The sequence below is a fragment of the Pseudomonas sp. B21-040 genome, from assembly GCF_024748695.1.
In the GTDB taxonomy this organism is placed as follows: domain Bacteria; phylum Pseudomonadota; class Gammaproteobacteria; order Pseudomonadales; family Pseudomonadaceae; genus Aquipseudomonas.
In genome coordinates this window covers 4,919,044-4,941,192 of the sequence record NZ_CP087176.1, presented here as the reverse complement: position 1 = coordinate 4,941,192, position 22,149 = coordinate 4,919,044, and the positions used below count along the sequence as shown (strand labels likewise).

Annotated in this window: 25 protein-coding genes; all 25 read left to right on the top strand. The window is 59.4% G+C overall.

Annotated elements, in window-relative coordinates; translation table 11 throughout:
* Nucleotides 1-32: 32 nt before the first annotated feature.
* Entirely contained in the window at nt 33-560 is a 528-nt protein-coding gene (locus LOY55_RS22615) for a YceD family protein (protein ID WP_004371317.1), read from the top strand.
* 13 nt (nt 561-573) lie between these two features.
* Nucleotides 574-756 carry a 50S ribosomal protein L32 gene (gene rpmF, locus LOY55_RS22610; protein ID WP_003179396.1) on the top strand — a complete coding sequence of 61 codons (183 nt, stop codon included), beginning with the start codon at nt 574-576 and terminating at the stop codon, nt 754-756.
* Between the two features lie 3 nt (nt 757-759).
* Nucleotides 760-1,770, top strand: coding sequence for a phosphate acyltransferase PlsX (gene plsX / locus LOY55_RS22605; protein ID WP_077431523.1), 1,011 nt, complete (start codon nt 760-762; stop codon nt 1,768-1,770).
* 126 nt (nt 1,771-1,896) lie between these two features.
* A complete protein-coding gene (gene fabD, locus LOY55_RS22600) occupies nt 1,897-2,835 on the top strand; it encodes an ACP S-malonyltransferase (RefSeq protein ID WP_046031683.1) in 939 nt (312 codons plus the stop codon).
* Nucleotides 2,836-2,851: 16 nt separating this feature from the next.
* Nucleotides 2,852-3,595, top strand: coding sequence for a 3-oxoacyl-ACP reductase FabG (fabG, locus tag LOY55_RS22595; RefSeq protein WP_046031684.1), 744 nt, complete (start codon nt 2,852-2,854; stop codon nt 3,593-3,595).
* A 191-nt stretch (nt 3,596-3,786) separates the two neighbouring features.
* Nucleotides 3,787-4,023, top strand: a complete 237-nt coding sequence (acpP, locus tag LOY55_RS22590; RefSeq protein ID WP_003442511.1) for an acyl carrier protein — start codon at nt 3,787-3,789, stop codon at nt 4,021-4,023.
* Between the two features lie 109 nt (nt 4,024-4,132).
* A complete protein-coding gene (gene fabF, locus LOY55_RS22585) occupies nt 4,133-5,377 on the top strand; it encodes a beta-ketoacyl-ACP synthase II (protein WP_046031685.1) in 1,245 nt (414 codons plus the stop codon).
* A complete protein-coding gene (pabC, locus tag LOY55_RS22580; RefSeq protein WP_258666824.1) occupies nt 5,377-6,192 on the top strand; it encodes an aminodeoxychorismate lyase in 816 nt (271 codons plus the stop codon). The genes fabF and pabC overlap by 1 nt, the downstream gene beginning before the upstream one ends.
* A gap of 3 nt (nt 6,193-6,195) precedes the next feature.
* Nucleotides 6,196-7,431 (top strand): endolytic transglycosylase MltG, encoded by a 1,236-nt coding sequence (gene mltG / locus LOY55_RS22575; protein WP_109785211.1) that lies wholly within the window; start codon nt 6,196-6,198, stop codon nt 7,429-7,431.
* A 19-nt stretch (nt 7,432-7,450) separates the two neighbouring features.
* Nucleotides 7,451-8,083 carry a dTMP kinase gene (gene tmk / locus LOY55_RS22570; protein WP_046031688.1) on the top strand — a complete coding sequence of 211 codons (633 nt, stop codon included), beginning with the start codon at nt 7,451-7,453 and terminating at the stop codon, nt 8,081-8,083.
* Nucleotides 8,076-9,062 carry a DNA polymerase III subunit delta' gene (locus tag LOY55_RS22565; protein WP_077431531.1) on the top strand — a complete coding sequence of 329 codons (987 nt, stop codon included), beginning with the start codon at nt 8,076-8,078 and terminating at the stop codon, nt 9,060-9,062. The genes tmk and LOY55_RS22565 overlap by 8 nt, the downstream gene beginning before the upstream one ends.
* 42 nt (nt 9,063-9,104) lie before the next feature.
* Nucleotides 9,105-9,461 carry a PilZ domain-containing protein gene (locus tag LOY55_RS22560; RefSeq protein ID WP_046031690.1) on the top strand — a complete coding sequence of 119 codons (357 nt, stop codon included), beginning with the start codon at nt 9,105-9,107 and terminating at the stop codon, nt 9,459-9,461.
* Between the two features lie 14 nt (nt 9,462-9,475).
* Nucleotides 9,476-10,261 carry a TatD family hydrolase gene (locus tag LOY55_RS22555; protein WP_077431535.1) on the top strand — a complete coding sequence of 262 codons (786 nt, stop codon included), beginning with the start codon at nt 9,476-9,478 and terminating at the stop codon, nt 10,259-10,261.
* A gap of 342 nt (nt 10,262-10,603) precedes the next feature.
* On the top strand, nt 10,604-11,242 hold the full coding sequence (locus LOY55_RS22550; RefSeq protein ID WP_008152317.1) for a TetR/AcrR family transcriptional regulator: 639 nt from the start codon (nt 10,604-10,606) through the stop codon (nt 11,240-11,242).
* Nucleotides 11,243-11,379: 137 nt separating this feature from the next.
* Nucleotides 11,380-12,348, top strand: a complete 969-nt coding sequence (locus LOY55_RS22545; RefSeq protein WP_077431537.1) for a GTP 3',8-cyclase MoaA — start codon at nt 11,380-11,382, stop codon at nt 12,346-12,348.
* A gap of 228 nt (nt 12,349-12,576) precedes the next feature.
* Nucleotides 12,577-13,182 carry a DUF4823 domain-containing protein gene (locus tag LOY55_RS22540; protein ID WP_077431539.1) on the top strand — a complete coding sequence of 202 codons (606 nt, stop codon included), beginning with the start codon at nt 12,577-12,579 and terminating at the stop codon, nt 13,180-13,182.
* A gap of 15 nt (nt 13,183-13,197) precedes the next feature.
* Nucleotides 13,198-13,758, top strand: coding sequence for a DUF1285 domain-containing protein (locus tag LOY55_RS22535; RefSeq protein ID WP_046031694.1), 561 nt, complete (start codon nt 13,198-13,200; stop codon nt 13,756-13,758).
* Nucleotides 13,759-13,847: 89 nt separating this feature from the next.
* A complete protein-coding gene (locus LOY55_RS22530) occupies nt 13,848-14,564 on the top strand; it encodes a FadR/GntR family transcriptional regulator (RefSeq protein ID WP_046031695.1) in 717 nt (238 codons plus the stop codon).
* A gap of 30 nt (nt 14,565-14,594) precedes the next feature.
* The gene (locus tag LOY55_RS22525) at nt 14,595-15,470 is read left to right on the top strand and encodes an SMP-30/gluconolactonase/LRE family protein (protein ID WP_046031696.1); all 876 of its coding nucleotides are present in this window, start codon (nt 14,595-14,597) and stop codon (nt 15,468-15,470) included.
* Nucleotides 15,471-15,665: 195 nt separating this feature from the next.
* The gene (locus LOY55_RS22520) at nt 15,666-16,484 is read left to right on the top strand and encodes an SDR family oxidoreductase (RefSeq protein ID WP_258666815.1); all 819 of its coding nucleotides are present in this window, start codon (nt 15,666-15,668) and stop codon (nt 16,482-16,484) included.
* A gap of 123 nt (nt 16,485-16,607) precedes the next feature.
* Entirely contained in the window at nt 16,608-17,612 is a 1,005-nt protein-coding gene (locus LOY55_RS22515; protein WP_046031698.1) for a substrate-binding domain-containing protein, read from the top strand.
* Nucleotides 17,613-17,678: 66 nt separating this feature from the next.
* Complete coding sequence (araG, locus tag LOY55_RS22510; protein ID WP_046031699.1) at nt 17,679-19,223, top strand: L-arabinose ABC transporter ATP-binding protein AraG; 1,545 nt, start codon at nt 17,679-17,681, stop codon at nt 19,221-19,223.
* A gap of 12 nt (nt 19,224-19,235) precedes the next feature.
* Nucleotides 19,236-20,204, top strand: a complete 969-nt coding sequence (gene araH, locus LOY55_RS22505; protein WP_046031830.1) for an L-arabinose ABC transporter permease AraH — start codon at nt 19,236-19,238, stop codon at nt 20,202-20,204.
* Between the two features lie 195 nt (nt 20,205-20,399).
* Nucleotides 20,400-21,113, top strand: coding sequence for a GntR family transcriptional regulator (locus LOY55_RS22500; protein ID WP_046031700.1), 714 nt, complete (start codon nt 20,400-20,402; stop codon nt 21,111-21,113).
* Nucleotides 21,110-22,108, top strand: coding sequence for an ADP-ribosylglycohydrolase family protein (locus tag LOY55_RS22495; protein ID WP_258666809.1), 999 nt, complete (start codon nt 21,110-21,112; stop codon nt 22,106-22,108). The genes LOY55_RS22500 and LOY55_RS22495 overlap by 4 nt, the downstream gene beginning before the upstream one ends.
* The last annotated feature ends 41 nt before the right edge of the window (nt 22,109-22,149 follow it).

The window sequence follows — 22,149 nt, the reverse complement described above, 5'->3', positions numbered from 1 at the left end:
ATGGCCGGGGGCATCCCTATAATGCTGCGCCTATGTTGAATGACCCGATTCCACCTCACGTTGACCCGCGCAAATTGGCTGACCGTGGCACCACCCTTCAAGGTGAACTGCTGCTGGCCGATTTGGAGAGACTCTGCGACCCGCTTTCCGATACTGTCGGTACGGTGCAGGCTAAATTCGTTTTTGAACGAGATGAACGTAAATCTGTGGTCATCCACAGCTTTATCGACACCGAAGTCAAAATGGTTTGCCAGCGTTGTCTTGAGCTGGTCACCCTGCCGATCCATAGCGAATGCAGTTATGCTGTGGTGAAGGAGGGTGCGAATACCCAGTCGTTGCCGAAAGGTTATGACGTGCTGGAACTGGGCGAAGATCCTTTGGATCTGCAGTCACTGATCGAGGAGGAGCTTCTGCTCGCCTTGCCCATTGTGCCTGCTCATCATCCGGAAGAATGCCAGCAGCCGGCGGGTCTCGATGAGCCCGAACCGAGCGAGGACGAGGTAACGCGGTCCAACCCGTTCAGTGTATTGGCGCAGTTAAAGCGTGACCCAAACGTTTAGGAGTTAATCAATTATGGCTGTTCAGCAGAACAAAAAATCCCGCTCTGCCCGTGACATGCGCCGTTCGCACGACGCTCTCGAGGCTAGCACCCTGTCTGTAGAAAAAACCACCGGTGAAGTTCACCTGCGTCACCACGTATCGCCAGAAGGCGTATACCGTGGTCGTAAAGTGATCGACAAGGGCGCTGACGAGTAATCCTTGTCTGCTCAAGTCATCGCGATTGACGCAATGGGCGGGGACTTCGGTCCCCGCAGCATTGTTCAGGCCAGCCTTGCTTGCCTGTCTGCAACACCCTCGCTGCACCTGACCCTCGTCGGTCAACCCTCTCTTCTTGAAGAATTGCTCTCTGGCCAGTCGGCTGTGGATCGCTCGCGCCTGTCGATTGTGCCTGCGTCTGAAGTCATCACCATGGACGAGAAGCCTGCGCAGGCCCTGCGCGGCAAGCCCGACTCGTCGATGCGCGTGGCGCTCGAGTTATTGCGCGATGGCAAGGTTCAGGCCTGTGTCAGCGCTGGCAATACCGGTGCGCTGATGGCGTTGTCGCGGTTTGTGCTCAAAACCTTGCCGGGTATTGATCGTCCGGCGATGGTGGCGGCGATTCCGACTCAGAAGGGTTATTGCCAGTTACTCGATCTGGGCGCCAACGTCGATTGCAGCGCCGAGCACTTGCTGCAGTTCGCGGTCATGGGGTCGGTGGCGGCCGAAACGCTCGGTATTGTCCGGCCGCGTGTGGCGCTGCTGAACATCGGCACCGAAGACATCAAGGGCAATCAGCAGGTCAAGCTGGCCGCCACTTTGTTGCAGGCGGCCCGTGGCATCAATTACATCGGTTTTGTCGAAGGTGACGGCTTGTACCGTGGCGAGGCCGATGTGGTGGTGTGTGACGGTTTTGTCGGCAATATCCTGCTTAAATCCAGCGAAGGTCTGGCGACCATGATTGCCGGGCGCATTGAAGCGCTGTTCAGGCAAAACCTCGCCTCGAAATTGGTCGGCGCCCTGGCGCTGCCGTTGATGAAGCGCCTGCAAGCCGATCTGGCGCCCGCCCGGCACAACGGTGCAAGCTTTCTCGGGTTGCAAGGAATTGTCGTGAAAAGTCACGGATCGGCCGGGGTTCAGGGGTTCCAGAGCGCCATTTCCCGAGCACTGATCGAGATTCAGGAAAACCTGCCGGAGCGTATTCACGGTCGGCTGGAGGATTTGTTGCTTTAGGTGTTTTCGTCGGACAATGCTTAAATGTGACCGCTCAGTTCATTTGGCCATCCAACTGTCAGTTTCTTGCGTCCCCCATAGCGGGACGTCAATTCTCCGACGACAAGATCATTAGGGGCTTGTTACATGTCTGCTTCCCTCGCATTCGTCTTTCCAGGACAGGGTTCGCAGTCCCTCGGCATGCTGGCCGAGTTGGGCGCGCAACATCCGGTTGTCCTCGAAACATTCAAAGAAGCTTCCGATGCCCTGGGTTACGACCTGTGGGCGCTGACCCAGCAAGGGCCGGAAGAGCAACTCAATCAAACCGATAAAACCCAACCGGCCATTCTGACCGCCTCGATCGCCTTGTGGCGTCTGTGGCTGGCTGAAGGTGGCGCGCGTCCGGGTTATGTTGCCGGTCACAGCCTGGGCGAATACAGCGCCCTGGTCGCTGCGGGCAGCTTGAGTCTGGGCGACGCGGTGAAGCTGGTTGAAACCCGGGGTAAGCTGATGCAAGAAGCCGTTCCGGCCGGGCAGGGCGGCATGGCCGCTATCCTCGGTCTGGACGATGCTGACGTGCTGGCAGCCTGTGCCGAAGCGGCGCAAGGCGAAGTGGTCAGTGCGGTGAATTTCAACTCCCCGGGCCAAGTGGTTATCGCCGGTGCCAAGGCCGCGGTCGAGCGTGCCATTGAAGGCTGCAAGGCTCGTGGTGCCAAGCGCGCCATGCCGTTGCCGGTCAGTGTGCCGTCCCACTGCGAACTGATGCGCCCGGCCGCCGAGCGTTTCGCTGCGTCGATCGCCGCGATCGACTGGCAGGTGCCGCAGATTCCTGTGGTCCAGAACGTCAGTGCCGATGTGCCGGCCGATCTGGAAACCCTCAAGCGCGATCTGCTTGAGCAGCTCTACAAGCCTGTACGCTGGGTCGAATCGGTCCAGGCGCTGGCAGCCAAGGGCGCGACCAATCTGGTCGAATGCGGACCTGGCAAAGTGCTGGCCGGCCTGAACAAACGCTGCGCCGAAGGCGTATCGACATCCAACCTCAATACCCCAGACGCTTTCGCTGCCGCCCGTGCAGCGCAGGCCTGAATCAGGAGAAACTTGCATGAGTCTGCAAGGTAAAGTTGCACTGGTCACCGGTGCGAGCCGCGGTATCGGCCAGGCTATCGCCCTGGAACTGGGTCGTCAGGGTGCCATCGTTATCGGCACTGCGACCTCTGCCTCGGGTGCCGAGCGTATTGCCGCCAACCTGAAGGAAAACGGCGTTCAAGGCACCGGTCTGGAACTCAATGTCACCAGCGACGAATCCGTTGCCGCGGTGCTGGCAGAGATCACGGCACAGTTCGGTGCGCCGGCGATCCTGGTCAACAATGCCGGTATCACCCGCGATAACCTGATGATGCGCATGAAAGACGACGAGTGGCATGATGTCGTCGATACCAACCTGAACAGTCTGTTCCGCCTGTCCAAGGGCGTTTTGCGCGGTATGACCAAAGCCCGTTGGGGACGAATTATCAGTATTGGCTCGGTAGTGGGTGCCATGGGCAACGCTGGCCAAGTAAACTACGCAGCCGCCAAGGCCGGTCTGGAAGGTTTCAGTCGTGCACTGGCACGTGAAGTCGGTTCGCGGTCGATTACGGTAAACTCGGTGGCCCCAGGGTTCATCGATACCGACATGACCCGCGAACTGCCCGAGGCACAGCGTGAAGCCTTGCAGACGCAAATTCCGCTGGGCCGTCTGGGGCAAGCACAAGAGATCGCGTCTGTGGTCGCTTTTCTTGCATCCGACGGTGCGGCTTACGTTACTGGGGCTACAATCCCGGTGAACGGCGGGATGTACATGAGTTAAATGTGACGGATCGCTTCAAAAAAATGTCATACGAGCTGTCTAAAATCCGTTATAAAGCTGCAATCTATTTATAGGCAGAGGGCTGTCGGGTTTGAGGAGTGAAGCTTTCAGTTGAAAAGCTGAAAAGTCTTTCTATACACTTACCCACTGGCCAGCTGCCTGAATTTGTCCATTAGGAGTGAAAACAAGGTATGAGCACCATCGAAGAGCGCGTCAAGAAAATCGTTGCTGAGCAACTGGGCGTTAAAGAAGAAGAAGTGGTTAACACTGCTTCCTTCGTTGAAGACCTGGGTGCCGACTCCCTTGACACCGTTGAGCTGGTGATGGCTCTGGAAGAGGAATTCGAGACCGAAATCCCTGACGAAGAAGCTGAGAAGATCACTACTGTACAAGCCGCAATCGATTACGTTACTAACCACCAGGCTTAATAGCTTGTAATCGTTGCTTGCTGTCATGGAAAAACCGCACTGCCATCACGGCGTGCGGTTTTTTCTTTAGGCCTGATGCAAAGTCGTCATTTGAAAAAAGGAGAGTGCTGTGTCGCGTAGACGCGTCGTAGTCACCGGTATGGGTATGTTGTCGCCACTGGGCACGGATGTGCCGAGCAGTTGGCAGGGCATTCTGGCTGGCCGCAGTGGCATTGGTCTGATCGAACACACCGACCTTTCTGCCTATTCCACCCGTTTTGGCGGCTCGGTAAAGGGCTTCAATGTCGAGGAATACCTGTCGGTCAAGGAAGCTCGCAAGCTCGACCTGTTTATTCAATACGGTCTGGCCGCAGGTTTTCAGGCTGTGCGTAACGCAGGTCTTGAAGTCACCGATGCCAATCGCGAGCGCATCGGCGTGGCCATGGGTTCGGGTATTGGCGGTCTGACCAACATCGAAGAAACCAGCCGCACTCTGCATGACTCTGGCCCACGAAGGATTTCTCCGTTTTTCGTGCCTGGCTCGATCATCAATATGATTTCCGGTTTTCTGTCCATCCACCTGGGTGTACAGGGGCCTAACTACGCCATCGCCACAGCGTGTACCACCGGTACGCACTGCATCGGCATGGCTGCTCGCAACATCATGTATGACGAAGCTGACGTGATGATTGCCGGCGGCGCCGAAATGGCGGCATGCGGTTTGGGCATGGGCGGCTTTGGTGCCTCCCGTGCGCTGTCGACCCGCAACGACGAACCGACCCGTGCCAGCCGTCCTTGGGACAAAGGCCGTGATGGCTTCGTGTTGTCCGACGGTGCCGGTGCTCTGGTGCTCGAAGAGCTGGAACACGCCAAGGCGCGTGGCGCGACCATCTATGCCGAGTTGATCGGCTTTGGCACCAGTGGCGATGCTTACCACATGACCTCGCCACCGGCGGACGGTGCGGGTGCCGCACGTTGCATCACCAATGCCCTGCGCGATGCCAAGGTCAATGCCGATCAGGTTCAGTACATCAATGCCCACGGTACCTCGACGTCGGCCGGTGACCTGGCTGAAGCCTGTGCAATCAAGTCGGTGTTTGGCGATCACGCCTACAAGCTGGCAGTCAGTTCGACCAAATCCATGACCGGTCACCTGTTGGGTGCGGCGGGTGCAGTCGAAGCGATCTTCAGCGTGCTGGCGATCAACAGCCAGGTAGCGCCGCCCACCATCAACCTCGATGAGCCGGACGAAGGCTGTGACCTCGATTTCGTGCCGCACACTGCGCGCAACATGGACATCGATGTGGTGCTGTCGAACTCCTTCGGGTTTGGCGGGACCAATGGCTCTTTGGTGTTCCGTCGGTTCGCTGACTGATGGAGAGCTGGGTCGACGGTCAGCCGGCTGACGCTCTGCCGCTGAAGGATCGCGGCCTGGCTTACGGCGATGGTCTGTTTGAGACCATTGCCGTGCATGGTGGGCAACCGCTGTTGCTGGACCGGCATCTGGCGCGTTTGGCGCAAGGTTGCACGCGGCTGGCTATCACCGCCAATCACGAACTGATCCGCAACGAACTGTTGGCCTACGCCGCCACATTGGGTGAGGGCGTGCTCAAGCTCATCCTCACGCGCGGCGACAGCCTGCGTGGTTACGCCCCCGATCCTTCGGCCCAGGCCCGACGTATTATGCAAGGCAATCCTCCTGCTGCTTATCCGGCTGTTCATGCAGAGCAGGGCGTTCGCCTGTTCCCCTGCACCACACGACTGTCCAGGCAACCGCTGCTCGCCGGGCTCAAACACCTGAACCGTCTTGAGCAAGTGATTGCCCGTGCCGAATGGCAAGACACCGAACATGCCGAAGGCTTGATGCTCGATCAGGCCGGGCGTGTCATTGAAGGAGTGTTCAGCAATCTGTTCCTGGTGCGGGATGGCGTGTTGATCACGGCCGATTTGAAACGCTGTGGCGTGGCTGGCGTGATGCGTGCGGAATTATTGTCTCAAGCCGAGTCGTCGGGAATTCCTACACAAATTACTGACATCACGCTGGAACAGCTGCAATGGGCCGATGAAGTCTTTGTCTGCAACAGCGTGTATGGCGTTTGGCCGGTGCGCGCCTATGCTGCGCTGAGCTGGCCGGTTGGGCCGCTCACCCGTAAACTCCAAACCATTGCCCGCGCGCTACTGGATGCTTGATACGTGAGACGTAAATTCTTGCTGCTGCTGGAAACCGGATTGGTACTGGCGGGGCTGTGTCTGGGCGCTTCTGCCTGGAAAATTCATTCGGCGCTGGAACAACCGCTAAACATCACCCAGGAAAAATTGCTGGAAGTGCCCAAAGGCACGACACCCACCCGCACCTTCTATCGACTCGAAGCCGACGGCGTCATCAAGGACGCGTTCTGGCTGCGTGTTTACTGGCGCTTCAATCTCCCCAAACAGCCATTGCACAGCGGCGAATACCGCATGACGCCGGGCATGACGGTCGAGGGGTTGATCGACCTGTGGAAGCGTGGGGAAATGGTTCAGTACAGCCTGACCCTGGTCGAAGGCTGGAATTTTCGTCAGGTGCGCGCAGCCCTGGCCAAAGACGAAAAACTGGAACAGACCCTGGACGGGTTGAGCGACACCCAGGTGATGGAGAAACTCGGTCACCGCGGGATTTTCCCGGAAGGTCGATTCTTCCCGGATACCTATCGGTTTGTGCGTGGCATGACCGACGTCGATCTGCTGAAAAAAGCCTATGACCGCCTCGACGAAGTTCTTGCCAAAGAGTGGGATCAACGCGCCGCCGACGTGCCATACACCGAACCCTATCAAGCGCTGATCATGGCTTCGCTGGTGGAAAAGGAAACCGGCGTGCCGCAGGAGCGCGGGCAGATTGCCGGTGTTTTCGTTCGCCGCATGGCGATCGGCATGTTGCTGCAGACCGACCCGACGGTGATCTACGGCCTGGGTGATCGCTACAGCGGCAAATTGACCCGCGCCCATCTCAGGGAAGCGACCCCGTACAACACTTATGTGATCTCCGGGTTGCCGCCGACGCCGATTGCCATGGTTGGCCGCGAAGCGATCCATGCCGCGTTGAACCCGGTGGCAGGCAACAGCCTGTACTTCGTCGCGCGCGGCGATGGCAGCCATGTGTTCTCCGATGACCTGGACGCCCATAACAACGCGGTGCGCGAGTTCCAGCTCAAGCGTCGTGCCGATTACCGCTCCAGCCCGGCGCCGATCCCTGCGCCTGAGGCGACGAGTGCCGAAACGTCGGATACCGAGGCGCCGATTCCGGCGGCTTCGCCTGATCCCGATCCCGAGGCAATGCCCCCGGTAGCACCGCAAGAAACTGCACCTGCACCGACGCCTGCACCTGAATCCGAGCCGGCTCCCGCACCTGAGCCCGCGCCGGATGCAGTCGCGCCGCAAAGCCCGCAATAATTCTGACTAAGGACTGCCTGTGACTGGCTTGTTTATTACCCTGGAAGGCCCGGAAGGCGCCGGCAAAAGCACCAATCGCGAATACCTGGCCGAGCGTCTTCGCGCTGCCGGTATCGAGGTGGTGCTGACCCGCGAACCGGGCGGCACGCCGTTGGCCGAGCGAATTCGCGAAGTGCTGCTGGCGCCGGTTGATGAAGTCATGAACCCCGACACCGAATTGCTGCTGGTGTTCGCCGCGCGCGCCCAACACTTGGCCGAGGTGATTCGCCCGGCGCTGGCGCGTGGTGCGGTGGTGTTATGCGATCGCTTTACGGATTCAACCTACGCCTACCAAGGTGGCGGTCGCGGTTTGTCGATGGAACGCATCGCAACCCTGGAAACGTTCGTCCAGGGCGATCTGCGCCCGGACCTGACGCTGATCTTCGACTTGCCGGTAGAAGTCGGTCTGGCCCGCGCCAGCGCTCGCGGTCGACTGGATCGATTCGAACTCGAAGGCCGAACCTTTTTTGATGCGGTGCGCAGTGCGTTCCTCAAGCGCGCGAAAGCGGATCCTGCGCGGTATGTCCTGGTTGATGCCGCCCAGCCACTGGCACAGGTTCAACAGTCCCTGGACGCCTTGTTGCCGCGCCTGCTGGAGTTGACCCGTGGCTGAGGCCTATCCGTGGCAGGACGGTCTCTGGCAGCAGTTGGCCGGTCGTAAGCAACACGCTCACGCCTATCTGCTGCATGGCCCGGCCGGGATCGGCAAGCGCGCGCTGGCCGAACGCTTGATGGCCAGCCTGCTGTGTCAGCGGCCCACCGCGCAGGACGCTTGCGGCGAATGCAAGTCCTGCCTGCTGCTGAAGGCTGGCAGCCATCCCGACAATTACATCCTGGAACCGGAAGAGGCCGACAAGGCGATCAAGGTCGATCAGGTGCGCGAACTGGTCAGCTTTGTGGTGCAGACCTCGCAGATGGGCGGGCGCAAAGTCGTGTTGATCGAGCCGGTCGAGTCGATGAACGTCAACGCCGCCAACGCCTTGCTCAAAAGCCTTGAAGAGCCGTCGGGCGATACCGTTTTGCTGTTGGTCAGTCACCAGACCAGTCGCCTGCTGCCGACCATCAAGAGCCGCTGCGTGCAGCAAGCCTGCCCCTTGCCGAGCGAAGCGATGAGCTTGACCTGGCTGGCGCAAGCCTTGCCGGATTGCTCGCAAGAGGAGCGTATCGAACTGCTGACCCTGGCTGCGGGTTCGCCACTGGCGGCGGTTACCTTGCAAGCGCAAGGCGTGCGCGAGCAGCGGGCGCTGGTGGTCGATGGGGTGAAGAAGTTGCTTAAGCAGCAACAGTCGCCGACGCAATTGGCCGAAGGCTGGAATGCGATCCCGTTATTGCTGTTGTTCGACTGGTTTTGTGACTGGTCGAGCCTGATTCTGCGTTATCAATTAACCCAGGATGAAGAAGGCCTGGGTCTGGCGGACATGCGCAAGGTGGTTCAGTACCTGGCGCAGAAAACCAGTCAGGACAAAGTCCTCGGTATTCAGGACTGGATCCTCGCCCAGCGCCAGAAGGTGATGAGCAAGGCCAACCTGAACCGGGTGTTGTTGCTGGAAGCGCTCCTGGTGCAATGGGCATCCCTGCCTACCCAGAAGTGATCGTCCGGGCCTAGACTCTGCTCATCAGCAGTGGAGGCCAGCATGAATGAACTCGTCAACCCTGGGCCGCGTAACGGCATTTTGTCCCTGACCATCAAGGACAAGTCGGTGCTTTACGCGGCCTATATGCCATTCATCAAGAACGGTGGCCTGTTTATCCCGACCAACAAAAGCTACAGGTTGGGCGATGAGGTCTTCATGCTGCTGAACTTGATGGACGAAGCCGAGAAGATTCCCGTCGCTGGCAAAGTGACCTGGGTCACCCCCAAAGGCGCTCAGGGCAACCGGGCCGCCGGGGTCGGCGTGCAGTTCAACGACGGCGACAACACTGCGCGCAGTCGAATCGAAACCCATCTGGCCGGAGCCCTCAAGTCCGACCGTCCCACTCATACGATGTAAGTTGCAGCCCTTTTATGCTCGTAGATTCCCATTGTCACCTTGATCGTCTCGACCTCGCCGCCCACGACGGCTCTCTGGATGCTGCGCTCGATGCAGCCCGTCAGCGCGGGGTAGGGCATTTTCTGTGCATCGGCGTCAGCGTCGACAACGCCGCCGAGGTCAAAGCCCTGGCCGAACGTTATGACGACGTCGATTGCTCGGTCGGCGTGCATCCGCTGGATGTGCAACCGGGCGCAGCGCCGGCGCTGGATTGGTTGTTGCGCGAACTCAATCACCCGCGCGTCGTCGCGATCGGTGAAACCGGTCTGGATTATCACTACGAACCGGAAGCGGCCGAGTTACAGCAGGAGTCGTTTCGCCTGCACCTGCAAGCGGCCCAACAGACTGGCAAGCCGGTCATCATCCACACCCGGGGCGCTCGCGCCGATACCTTGAACCTGTTACGTGAAGCGGCGTTGCCTCAGGCTGGCGTGTTGCATTGCTTTACCGAGGATTGGGACATGGCCAAGGCGGCTCTGGATATGGGCTATTACATTTCCCTGTCCGGTATTGTCACTTTCCGCAATGCCGATGCGCTGCGCGATGTGGCCAGCAAGGTGCCTGCCGACCGGTTGCTTGTGGAAACCGATTCGCCGTACCTCGCGCCGATCCCGTATCGCGGCAAGCCGAACCTGCCGCAGTACGTGCGTGAAGTCGCGGAGTTTCTGGCAATGTTGCGAGGCGAGCCTTACGAGCGATTTGCCGAGCAGACCACGGCGAACTTCAAGCGGCTGTTCCCGCTGGCGCATGTGAAAGGTTAAATCGCAGGCAAAAAAAACCCGGGTTCTGGGGGGTGAATCCGGGTTAAGACCATTAGGAGTAAAACAATGGCACGCGGTCCGTTGGTACCAATATCGGCGCAACACTTGGGGGAGATGTCCCGCCGACATTTCAAGTATTGATCACTATTGCGCCTCGTCCAGTTTCCCGGCCAAGGTTTTTAAACAATTTTGGAATACGCCCGCTTCGGAAGCGTTCTCATCCACTGGCGACTCTGCGGGAAATCATCAAGAAACACAGATATGGTCGGATGATCCGTGCATTTTTGCGTAAGTTAGGCATAATACGCGGCTTCGAATTTTGACCCCAACAGACCTTTTCTTATGCATAAAGAACCTCGTAAGGTCCGTGAGTTTCGTCGCCGCGAGCAAGAAATTCTCGATACCGCGCTCAAGCTGTTCCTCGATCAAGGTGAAGACAGTGTCACCGTCGAGATGATTGCTGATGCCGTCGGTATCGGCAAAGGCACGATCTACAAGCACTTCAAGTCCAAGGCCGAGATTTATCTGCGCCTGATGCTCGATTACGAGCGTGATTTGAACGAGCTGTTGCATTCGGCCGATGTCGACAAGGACAAAGAAGCGCTGTCCCGGGCTTACTTCGAATTCCGCATGCGCGACCCGCAACGCTATCGGTTGTTCGACCGGCTGGAAGAGAAGGTGGTCAAGGGCAATCAAGTGCCGGAGATGGTCGAGGAACTGCACAAGATCCGCGCCTCTAACTTCGAGCGCCTGACCCTGCTGATCAAAGGCCGGATCAGCGAAGGCAAGCTCGAAGACGTGCCGCCTTACTTTCACTACTGCGCTTCCTGGGCGTTGGTGCATGGCGCCGTGGCGCTGTATCACTCGCCGTTCTGGAGCAATGTGCTGGAAGATCAGGAAGGTTTCTTCCAGTTCCTGATGGACATCGGCGTGCGTATGGGCAACAAGCGCAAGCGCGATACCGACACCCCGAGCAGTTGAACCATTCAGCCGCCTGATTGCGCCATGATTTAGCTATATGGCGCAGTACCGCAGGAATATACTCAGGCATGGGACTTGCTAAAACTTGATTTGTGAGTCAAGTTTTAAGCGTTCTATTACTTTCGCCGGAGTGATCCATGATCGTTGACCGTCAAGGCAGGCGTTTTCGCAATTTGCGGATCAGTCTGACCTCCGCCTGCAACTACGCTTGTACCTATTGCGTGCCTAACGGCAAGCGGCTGGTGGCTGCGCAGGATGAGTTGTCGGCCGAGGCCATGGCACGCGGCGTAGCTTATCTGATCGAAGCAGCGGGCATCGAACGCTTGCGCATCACCGGCGGCGAGCCGCTGGTCAGCCCCAAACTCGAAGCCTTCATGACGGCCGTCGGCAAGATGGGCCTGGAAGACATCAGCCTGACCACCAATGGTCAGCTCCTGGCGAAAAAGCTGCCGTTGCTGGTGGATGCCGGCATTCGTCGTATCAACGTTTCCCTCGACACCCTGGACGCCGGCGCCTTTCGCAGCATCGCCCGTGGCGGCGATCTGGCGACCGTGCTCGATGGCATGGATCAAGCCAAGGCCGCTGGCCTGAAGATCAAGGTCAATATGGTGCCGCTGCGTGGCCAGAATCTTGATCAGGTGATGCCGCTGCTCGATTACTGCCTGGAGCGCGGCTATGAATTGCGTTTCATCGAGCTGATGCGCATGGGCCATCTGGCGACCGACTCCAATGCGTTCCTGCAGCAGTTCGTCAGCCTTCAGCAGTTGCTGAGCCTGATCGGCGAGCGTTATGAGTATCTGCAAGCCGATGCGCCGGTCGATGCCACGGCGGTGCGTTACGAGATTTCCGGCCTGGGCCATTTCGGCGTCATCGCCAACGAGAGTGTGCCGTTCTGCCGCACCTGCTCACGCTTGCGTCTTTCGTCCACGGGCTGGCTGCATGGCTGCCTGTCGTCGAGCAATCGCCATTATGTCGGCGACTTGCTGGACAAACCGCGTCATCAAGCGCTGCCCGCCTTGCAGCGCCTGCTGGTGAAAGCCTTGGGCGACAAGCAGGAAGTGGCGTTCTCCGGTGGTGCAACCATCATGAAGATCATCGGCGGCTGAGCAGGCTCCCCTGTAGCAGCTGCCGAAGGCTGCGTCCGGCTGCGAAGCAGCCGTAAATCCTGTAATCAAAATATATCTGGAGCACCGTATCGCCTGATCTTGCGACCGCTGCGCAGTCGAACGCAGGCTTCGCCAGCTGCTACAGGGGCGTGCTTCTCCCGAGCTGGCGCGGAAGCTGCATCCCATGGCCATTCGCCGGTTTTCCGTCACCGGCCTCTGGAGGGTAGGATGCGTAGCCTGGTTTTGCTGCTGGCCGTTTTGGCGCTTGGTGGCTGCATGAAAGTCAGCGACATGGCTGAAGAGACTCACTACCAGATGAGTGACGTGGGACTGCTGGATCACAGCGACAGCCGTCGGGTGAACAATCTGCGCATTCAGCCGGACTCGTTCATTTACATCGCCCAAGGTCCTTTCGCGCCACCAGGTATCGTTTATCCGCGACCAAACGCGGTGGCTGAAGAAGCTTTCAACGGCTTTATCGAATACTTCCCGATGGTGCGCCGCGCCCAAACTCCCGAAGGCCTCGACCAGGCTATGGCGGACGCCCGTGCCGCCGGTGCGCATTACTTGCTTTACACCCGGTTCGCCAAGGCGGACGACCGTATTGGCAACACCGATGAGTGGATCGATCAGGAGTATGTGGACCGTCTCGGCATCGACAGCGGCGTGATTCAGATCATGTTGATCGAGACCAGCACCCAGTATTTGATTGATACTGCACGCATCAAGAGTCGTGGCGGTTTACTGACGTTCCACGACAACAAGCCAGAAGACCTGATTGGCCCGCCGCTGGAGCAATATGCGCGCAGCCTGATCGGGATCAGTAACCAGTAATCCAGGGAGAACGCCATGAGTGGCCCGCAAAAAGCCAACGACTTGTTGGGGCAAATCCCCAAAACCAAAGGCTTGCCGCCGGTCCATCTGTGGAACCCCGATTTCTGTGGCGACATCGACATGCGCATCGCCCGCGATGGCACCTGGTATTACCTGGGCACGCCAATCGGGCGCAAGCCGATGGTCAAACTGTTCTCCACCATCATTCGCCGCGATGGCGACGACTATTTCCTGATCACACCGGTCGAGAAGGTCGGGATCAAGGTCGATGATGCACCGTTTGTGGCAGTTGCCGTTGATGTGGAAGGCGAGGGCGAGGCTCAGATCCTGAACTTCACCACCAACGTCGACGAAACTGCGCAGGCGGGTGCCGAACATCCGATCCGCGTGGTGATCGACCCGGTCACGCAAGAGCCTGCGCCTTACGTTCATGTGCGTACTAACCTCGAAGCCTTGATTCACCGCAATGTGTTCTACCAATTGGTGGAGCTGGCAGTGAGCCGTGAGATCGACGGGCAGCGCTGGTTGGGTGTGTGGAGTGGCGGGGAGTTCTTTCCCATCGGCCTGGAGCCTTGACGCTCCCAGTGTTCATCCAAAAATCAAATTGACACCTAATCGTATGATGATTAGCGTGGGGCTCCATCGCGCCCGGTTCTGAGGTATCCATGTCCAGCAGTTTTCATGCGTCGACCGTCGATTGGCTCGGTTGCTGGATTGCCGCAGGCCAGGTGAAGCCCGGCGAAACCCTCAAGGTAGAAGCCGATCTGGGCGAGCAATTAGGTGTCAGCCGCACGGTCATCCGCGAAGCCATCAAAACCCTGGTCGCCAAAGGCCTGCTCGAAGTCGGGCCGAAGGTCGGCACGCGAGTGTTGCCGGTGCGTCGCTGGAATCTCTTCGATCCGCAAGTCGTCGGCTGGCTGTCACGCAGCGGTTTGCCGGAAAACTTCGTCGACGACTTGCTCGACCTGCGCCGCACCATCGAACCCATGGCCGTACGCTGGGCCTGCGAGCGGGCCACTGTCGAACAGGTGCAAGCCGTGCTGTTGGCCTATAACGCGCTGGCGCGGGCGGTGGACAGCGGCGTCGATTACAACCGCGCCGACCGGATATTCCACGAGTGCATCCTCGCCGCCAGCCACAATCAATTCATCGAGCAAATGGTCCCGGCCCTCGGCGCGCTGCTGGCGGTATCCTTCGAGGTTTCCGCCGCTGATCCGGATGAGCTGCGTCGTACGTTGCCGATTCACAAAGACATGGCCGATGCCATCGCCGCCCGCGATGCTGCGCGCGGGGTGTGGGCCTGCATGACCCTGATCGACAACGCGGAGCTGGCGATCAAGCGTTACTACCCGCAAGTCATGGCCGACAAAAAGGTCAGCTGATCACATAAAAGCAATAAGAATGGAGGTTTCATGGCGTTGAATGCGGTTACCCAGCACCGTGCACGGCTTGGCGAAGGCCCGTTCTGGGACGTGCGCACGCAAGCCTTGTACTGGGTCGACATCGCCGGCAAACAGGCGTTGCGGCTGATCGGTGCCAACGTACAGATCTGGGAAATGCCGGAACACATCTCCGCGTTCATCCCCTGCGAAAGCGGTGATGCGTTAGTCGCGTTGAGCAGTGGCGTCTATCGGCTGGACCTCGACTCCCCAGGCCTTGAGCCGCGCCTGACCTTGTTCTGCGTCGCCGACCCGCAACCCGGCAATCGCCCCAACGAAGCCCGTTGCGATGCGCAGGGTCGGCTCTGGCTCGGCACCATGCAAAACAACATCGGTGAAAACGGCGAAGACTTGCCCGTCACGCGTCGCTCCGGCGGTCTGTTTCGCATCGACCGCGATGCCCGGGTCACGCCGCTGCTGCGGGGGTTGGGGATTCCCAACACGCTGCTGTGGAGCGAAGACGCCACGACGCTGTACTTCGCCGACAGCCTCGACGCCACGTTGTACCGGTATTTCATCCATGCCGACGGCAACCTGGACACCGCTTATGTCTGGTTCGGTCCCGACAAACGGGGCGTTCCCGACGGCTCGGCCATGGATGCCGAAGGCTATGTGTGGAACGCCCGCTGGGACGGCAATTGCCTGATCCGACTGACGCCGGACGGCCATATTGATCGAGTCATCGAACTGCCGGTCAGCCGGCCCACCAGTTGCGTGTTTGGCGGCGAAGACTTGAAAACCCTGTACATCACCAGCGCTGCGAGCCCGCTCAACCACCCGCTGGACGGCGCGATGTTGTCCATTCGAGTGGACGTGGCTGGAAAGCCTTGTACGCGCTTCGCTGGATAAATCCCAAAATATGGGATGCAAAATTATATATTGAGATTTTTTATCGGGCAGGTTTATAGTCGGCCATCAGTTACACGCACTCACACTTAAAAAAACAAAACAGGTGAAGTGATGCAGCGATTTTCCATACAGCCTTTTGACCGGACATCGACAGATGCCCGGTTTTTTTCGTGCCCGAAAAAGGAGTCTTGATTCATGGCTGAACCCCTTTCCTTGCCGCCGGTGCCTGAACCGCCCAAAGGCGAGCGTCTTAAAAACAAAGTGGTCCTGCTGACCGGTGCCGCCCAGGGTATTGGCGAGGCCATCGTCGCGACGTTCGCATCGCAGCAGGCCAAGCTGATCATCAGCGACATCCAGGCCGAAAAAGTCGAGAAAGTCGCGGCGCATTGGCGTGAGCAGGGCGCCGATGTGGTGGCGATCAAGGCCGACGTGTCGAGCCAGCAAGACCTGCACGCCATGGTCAGGCTGGCGATCGACCTTCACGGGCGAATCGACGTGTTGGTCAACTGCGCCGGGGTCAACGTGTTCCGCGATCCACTGCAAATGACTGAAGAAGATTGGCGCCGCTGCTTCGCCATCGACCTCGACGGCGCCTGGTACGGTTGCAAGGCTGTGCTGCCGCAAATGATCGAGCAAGGCATCGGCAGCATCATCAACATTGCCTCGACCCATTCCACCCACATCATTCCGGGCTGCTTCCCGTACCCGGTGGCCAAGCACGGCTTGCTCGGCCTGACACGCGCACTCGGCATCGAATACGCGCCCAAGGGCATTCGCGTCAACGCCATCGCGCCGGGCTATATCGAAACCCAACTGAACGTTGATTACTGGAACGGTTTTGCCGATCCGCACGCCGAGCGTCAGCGCGCCTTTGATTTGCATCCACCACGCCGCATCGGTCAGCCGATTGAAGTGGCCATGACCGCCGTTTTCCTGGCCAGTGATGAAGCGCCGTTCATCAATGCGTCGTGCATCACCATCGATGGTGGTCGCTCGGTGATGTACCACGACTGAACAAAACGGCTTTCAGGCGCGGAATTACGCCTGAAAGCCAATCATCATACGATATGACTATTAGCTTCACCGTTTGCACCGGCTTTCAAATAACGCTCAAAAAAAATAACAAGGAGTCTGCTTATGAATCGTCGTCGTGGGATCCGTTCCCTGTGCTGTGCCGCTTTGGCGGTTACTGCGGTCAGCCTGAGCAGTACGTTGCTGGCGGCCGAGGAAGTGAAAATCGGTTTTCTGGTCAAGCAAGCGGAAGAGCCCTGGTTCCAGACGGAATGGGCGTTCGCTGAAAAAGCCGGCAAAGAGAAGGGCTTTACCCTGATCAAAATCGCCGTGCCGGACGGCGAGAAAACCCTCTCCGCCATCGACAGCCTGGCCGCCAACGGTGCCAAGGGCTTCGTGATTTGCCCGCCCGACGTGTCCCTCGGCCCTGCGATCATGGCCAAGGCCAAGCTCAACGGCTTGAAGGTGATCGCCGTCGATGACCGCTTTGTCGATGCTGGCGGCAAGTTCATGGAGGACGTTCCGTACCTCGGCATGGCCGCCTTTGAAGTCGGTCAGAAACAAGGCCACGCCATGGCCACCGAAGCGAAAAAACGCGGCTGGGACTGGAAAGACACCTATGCGGTGATCAACACCTACAACGAACTCGACACCGGCAAGAAACGCACCGACGGTTCGGTCAAGGCGCTGGAAGACGCCGGCATGCCCAAGGACCACATCCTGTTCTCGGCGCTGAAAACCCTCGACGTACCGGGCAGCATGGACGCCACCAACTCGGCACTGGTGAAACTGCCGGGTGCGGCGAAAAACCTGATCATCGGCGGCATGAACGACAACACCGTGCTCGGCGGCGTGCGCGCCACCGAAAGCGCCGGTTTTGCCGCGGCCAACGTCATCGGAATCGGCATCAACGGCACCGACGCCATCGGTGAACTGAAGAAACCTGACAGCGGTTTCTTCGGCTCGATGCTGCCCAGCCCCCACATCGAGGGCTACAACACCGCCAGCATGATGTACGAGTGGGTCACCACCGGCACCGAACCGGCAAAGTACACCGCCATGGACGACGTGACACTGATCACGCGCGACAACTTCAAGCAGGAACTGGAAAAGATCGGCCTCTGGAATTAACGGCTGGTTGAGTTCAACGGCGGCCCTGGCGACGGGGCTGCCTGACCTGTGTGAAGAGGTGGTTTTATGCACGCGCAACTACAGACACACGAACACAGCGTTGGCGGCAGCCTGCGTTTCAACGGGATCGGCAAGACCTTTCCCGGCGTGAAGGCGCTGGATGGCATCAGCTTCGTCGCGCATCCGGGGCAGGTTCACGCCTTGATGGGCGAAAACGGTGCCGGCAAATCCACGCTGCTGAAAATACTCGGCGGCGCCTACTCTCCAAGCAGTGGCGCCCTGCAGATCGGCGAGCAGACGATGGTCTTCAAGTCCACCGCCGACAGCATCGCCAGCCGCGTCGCGGTGATCCATCAGGAGCTGCACCTGGTGCCCGAAATGACCGTCGCGGAAAACCTGTTCCTGGGGCATCTGCCTGCCAGTTTCGGCTTGATCAATCGCGGCGCCTTGCGCCAACAAGCGCTGGCCTGTCTTAAGGGGCTGGCCGATGAAATTGATCCGCAAGAGAAGGTCGGGCGCCTGTCCCTTGGTCAGCGCCAATTGGTGGAAATCGCCAAGGCACTGTCCCGTGGTGCTCATGTGATCGCGTTCGACGAACCCACCAGCAGCCTGTCGGCGCGAGAAATCGACCGTTTGATGGCGATCATCGGGCGCCTGCGCGATGAAGGCAAAGTGGTGCTCTACGTCTCCCATCGCATGGAAGAAGTGTTCCGCATCTGCAACGCCGTGACGGTGTTCAAGGACGGCCGTTACGTACGCACGTTCGAAGACATGCGCGAGCTGACCCACGATCAATTGGTCACGTGCATGGTCGGTCGCGATATTCAGGACATCTACGATTACCGACCCCGGAAACGGGGTGCAGTGGCGCTTAAAGTCGAAGGACTGCTGGGGCCAGGCTTGCGTGAACCGGTCAGTTTCGAGGCGCACAAAGGCGAGATCCTGGGGTTGTTCGGCCTGGTCGGCGCGGGGCGCACAGAGTTGTTCCGCTTGCTCAGCGGACTGGAGCGCAACACCGCCGGGCGCCTGGAATTACGGGGCCATGAATTGAAACTGCGTTCACCCCGCGATGCCATCGCGGCCGGTGTGCTGCTGTGCCCTGAGGACCGTAAGAAGGAGGGGATCCTGCCGCTCGCCAGTGTCGCCGAGAACATCAACATTAGCGCTCGCGGTGCGCACTCCACCTTCGGCTGCCTGTTGCGTGGCCTGTGGGAAAAGGGCAACGCCGACAAACAGATCAAGGCGCTGAAGGTGAAGACGCCGAGCGCCCAGCAAAAAATCATGTACCTGTCCGGCGGCAATCAGCAGAAGGCCATTCTGGGTCGCTGGCTATCGATGCCGATGAAAGTCCTGCTGCTGGATGAACCGACTCGCGGTATCGACATTGGTGCTAAAGCCGAAATTTACCAGATCATCCATAACCTGGCCGAAAGCGGCATCGCGGTGATTGTGGTGTCCAGCGACCTGATGGAAGTGATGGGCATTTCCGACCGTATTCTGGTGCTCTGCGAAGGCGCGATGCGCGGCGAGGTGTCTCGCGCCGAGGCCAACGAATCCAATCTGCTGCAACTGGCTTTGCCGCGCCAACGCGCTGACGGCGTGGCGAACTGAGAGGTGACTATGATGACAACCCAAAACAACACTTTGCCGACCCAGCGCAAACCGCTCGACCTGCGGCGCTTTCTCGATGACTGGGTGATGCTGCTGGCGGCGGTCGGGATTTTCGTCCTGTGTACGTTGCTGATCGACAACTTCCTCTCGCCGCTGAACATGCGCGGCCTGGGCCTGGCGATTTCGACCACCGGGATTGCCGCGTGCACGATGTTGTATTGCCTGGCGTCCGGGCACTTCGACTTGTCGGTGGGCTCGGTGATTGCCTGCGCCGGCGTGGTGGCGGCAGTGGTGATGCGCGACACCAACAGCGTATTTCTCGGTGTGGTGGCGGCGCTGTTCATGGGGCTGATTGTCGGGTTGATCAACGGGATCGTGATCGCCAAGTTGCGGGTCAACGCGTTGATCACCACGCTGGCAACCATGCAAATCGTTCGCGGTCTGGCGTACATCTTCGCCAACGGTAAAGCGGTCGGCGTTTCGCAAGAGCAGTTCTTCGTCTTCGGTAACGGCCAGTTGTTTGGCGTGCCGGTGCCGATCCTGATCACCATTGTCTGCTTTTTGTTTTTCGGCTGGCTGTTGAACTACACCACCTATGGGCGCAACACCATGGCCATCGGCGGTAACCAGGAAGCGGCCTTGCTGGCAGGGGTCAACGTTGATCGGACAAAGATCATTATCTTTGCCGTGCATGGCGTGATCGGGGCGTTGGCCGGGGTGATTCTGGCTTCGCGCATGACCTCCGGCCAGCCGATGATTGGCCAGGGTTTTGAGCTGACGGTGATTTCGGCCTGTGTGTTGGGCGGCGTGTCGCTCAGTGGCGGGATCGGCATGATCCGGCACGTGATTGCCGGGGTGCTGATTTTGGCGATCATCGAGAATGCGATGAACCTGAAGAACATCGACACGTTTTACCAGTACGTGATTCGCGGTTCGATTTTGCTGCTGGCCGTTGTCATCGACCGCCTCAAGCAACGCTGAGATTCTTGCTGACTGATCGTTCCCACGCTCTGCGTGGGAACGCAGCCAGGGACGCTCCGCGTCCCAAGAGCGGACGCAGAGCGTCCGTTGAGGCATTCCCACGCGGAGCGTAGGAACGATCAGGTGCGGCGCCTCCCGTCACTTCCCTGAAATATCCCTTGCCCGCCGTCGCCCGTTTCGGTTATCACTTTGTACATGATTAGACAGGTACGATTTGACAAGAAACAACGGGTGGTCGACGAACTCATCCGGCGCATCGAAAGCGGCCTCATGGAGGACGGCTTTCTGCTGCCGGGCGAGCATCAGTTGGCTCAAGAATTCAAAGTCAGCCGAGGTACGCTGCGTGAAGCCCTGGCCGAGTTGAAACGGCGCAACTACATCGCGACGCAAAGCGGGGTCGGTTCCATCGTCACCTTCGACGGTGTGGTGCTCGATCAGCGCAGTGGCTGGGCGCAGGCACTGGCCGACAGCGGCGCGCTGATCAACACCGAAGTGCTGCGGCTGGAGGCGGTCACCCGTCCCGATCTGCTGCCACGCTTTGGCACCGACCAGTTCATCACCCTCGACCGTCGTCGCCGCTCCAACGACGGCACGCTGGTTTCCCTCGAACGCTCATTGATGCCCGCCACTGGAGGCCTGGAAAGCCTGCCGCGTGTTGGCCTGATCGACAACTCCCTGACCATCACTCTGGCCGCTTACGGCTACATCGGCGAGCGCGGCGATCAATGGATCGGCGCAGAACCCTTGAATGCCGAAGACGCCGAGTTGCTGGGCCGTCCGGTCGGCACGGTGTTCCTCAAAGCGTTGCGCACCACCTACGACCGGCAAAACCGCTTCATGGAACAGGTCGAAAGCCTGCTCGACCCCGTGCATTTTCGCCTGCACCTGCAATTTGGAACTTCTTCATGACCGCGCTCAATCGTGCCCTGGGCGCGTTCTACGGACTGGCCCTGGGCGACGCGCTGGGCATGCCGACCCAATCGCTGAGCCGTACCGAGATCAAGGCCCGCTTCGGCGAAATCACCGATTTGCAGGATGCCGGCCCCGATCAACCCATCGCCGCCAACATGCCCAAAGGTTCGATCACCGACGACACTGAACAGGCAATGCTGGTCGGGCAGTTGTTGGTTGAAGGGAAGGGCAGGATCGAGCCGTCGATGCTTGCGCAACGCCTGATCGAATGGGAAGCCGAGATGCAGGCCAAGGGCTCGCAAGACTTGCTCGGGCCTTCGACCAAGCGGGCGATCGAGATGATCCTGGCGGGTCATTCGCCTGAAGAGGCGGGGCGCTATGGCACCACCAATGGCGCCGCGATGCGTATTACGCCGATCGGGATTGCGGCGGATGTCGCCGACCCTGAGCGCTTTATCGACGCCGTGGTGCAGGCCTGTCAGGTCACCCACAACACCACGCTGGGCATCTCCAGCGCAGCGGCGGTGGCGGCGGTGGTTTCGGCCGGGATCAATGGCATGGACCTGGGCGAGGCATTGAACCTCGGTCAGCAAATCGCTCAAAAAGCCGAAGGTCATGGCCACTGGGTGGCGGGCGGGCGGATGGCTTCGCGCATCAGTTGGGCGCGCAGCATCAGTGTCGACAGTGACAAGGCTTTGCTGGCAGATCTGCTGTATGACGTGATCGGTACTTCGGTAGCCTCGCAGGAGTCGGTGGTGGTGTCGTTTGCCCTGGCTCAGCAAGTGGCCATCGGCGAGATGAGCGCCTTCGAAGCCGTGTGCATGGCCGCCGGTTTAGGCGGCGATACCGACACCATCGCGGCGATTCTCGGCGCCATGCTCGGGGCCTGCCTGGGCCTCGGGAGTTGGCCAGCGGCGATGATCGACACGGTCAAAGCGGTCAACGATCTGGAGCTGGAACCGTTGGTGCAGGGGCTGTTGGCCTTGCGCTGACCGCGCTGACGCCTTCGCGGGCAAGCCCGCTCCCACAAGTA

What these genes read in the sequence shown, in the direction of transcription:
- LOY55_RS22500 (WP_046031700.1), top strand. Translation starts at nt 20,400, where the DNA reads ATGATTAGACAGGTACGATTTGACAAGAAACAACGGGTGGTCGACGAA.
- rpmF (WP_003179396.1), top strand. Translation starts at nt 574, where the DNA reads ATGGCTGTTCAGCAGAACAAAAAATCCCGCTCTGCCCGTGACATGCGC.
- LOY55_RS22615 (WP_004371317.1), top strand. Translation starts at nt 33, where the DNA reads ATGTTGAATGACCCGATTCCACCTCACGTTGACCCGCGCAAATTGGCT.
- pabC (WP_258666824.1), top strand. Translation starts at nt 5,377, where the DNA reads ATGGAGAGCTGGGTCGACGGTCAGCCGGCTGACGCTCTGCCGCTGAAG.
- LOY55_RS22555 (WP_077431535.1), top strand. Translation starts at nt 9,476, where the DNA reads ATGCTCGTAGATTCCCATTGTCACCTTGATCGTCTCGACCTCGCCGCC.
- LOY55_RS22515 (WP_046031698.1), top strand. Translation starts at nt 16,608, where the DNA reads ATGAATCGTCGTCGTGGGATCCGTTCCCTGTGCTGTGCCGCTTTGGCG.
- fabD (WP_046031683.1), top strand. Translation starts at nt 1,897, where the DNA reads ATGTCTGCTTCCCTCGCATTCGTCTTTCCAGGACAGGGTTCGCAGTCC.
- araH (WP_046031830.1), top strand. Translation starts at nt 19,236, where the DNA reads ATGACAACCCAAAACAACACTTTGCCGACCCAGCGCAAACCGCTCGAC.
- acpP (WP_003442511.1), top strand. Translation starts at nt 3,787, where the DNA reads ATGAGCACCATCGAAGAGCGCGTCAAGAAAATCGTTGCTGAGCAACTG.
- araG (WP_046031699.1), top strand. Translation starts at nt 17,679, where the DNA reads ATGCACGCGCAACTACAGACACACGAACACAGCGTTGGCGGCAGCCTG.
- LOY55_RS22545 (WP_077431537.1), top strand. Translation starts at nt 11,380, where the DNA reads ATGATCGTTGACCGTCAAGGCAGGCGTTTTCGCAATTTGCGGATCAGT.
- LOY55_RS22560 (WP_046031690.1), top strand. Translation starts at nt 9,105, where the DNA reads ATGAATGAACTCGTCAACCCTGGGCCGCGTAACGGCATTTTGTCCCTG.
- LOY55_RS22495 (WP_258666809.1), top strand. Translation starts at nt 21,110, where the DNA reads ATGACCGCGCTCAATCGTGCCCTGGGCGCGTTCTACGGACTGGCCCTG.
- LOY55_RS22520 (WP_258666815.1), top strand. Translation starts at nt 15,666, where the DNA reads ATGGCTGAACCCCTTTCCTTGCCGCCGGTGCCTGAACCGCCCAAAGGC.
- LOY55_RS22535 (WP_046031694.1), top strand. Translation starts at nt 13,198, where the DNA reads ATGAGTGGCCCGCAAAAAGCCAACGACTTGTTGGGGCAAATCCCCAAA.
- LOY55_RS22530 (WP_046031695.1), top strand. Translation starts at nt 13,848, where the DNA reads ATGTCCAGCAGTTTTCATGCGTCGACCGTCGATTGGCTCGGTTGCTGG.
- fabG (WP_046031684.1), top strand. Translation starts at nt 2,852, where the DNA reads ATGAGTCTGCAAGGTAAAGTTGCACTGGTCACCGGTGCGAGCCGCGGT.
- LOY55_RS22550 (WP_008152317.1), top strand. Translation starts at nt 10,604, where the DNA reads ATGCATAAAGAACCTCGTAAGGTCCGTGAGTTTCGTCGCCGCGAGCAA.
- LOY55_RS22540 (WP_077431539.1), top strand. Translation starts at nt 12,577, where the DNA reads ATGCGTAGCCTGGTTTTGCTGCTGGCCGTTTTGGCGCTTGGTGGCTGC.
- LOY55_RS22525 (WP_046031696.1), top strand. Translation starts at nt 14,595, where the DNA reads ATGGCGTTGAATGCGGTTACCCAGCACCGTGCACGGCTTGGCGAAGGC.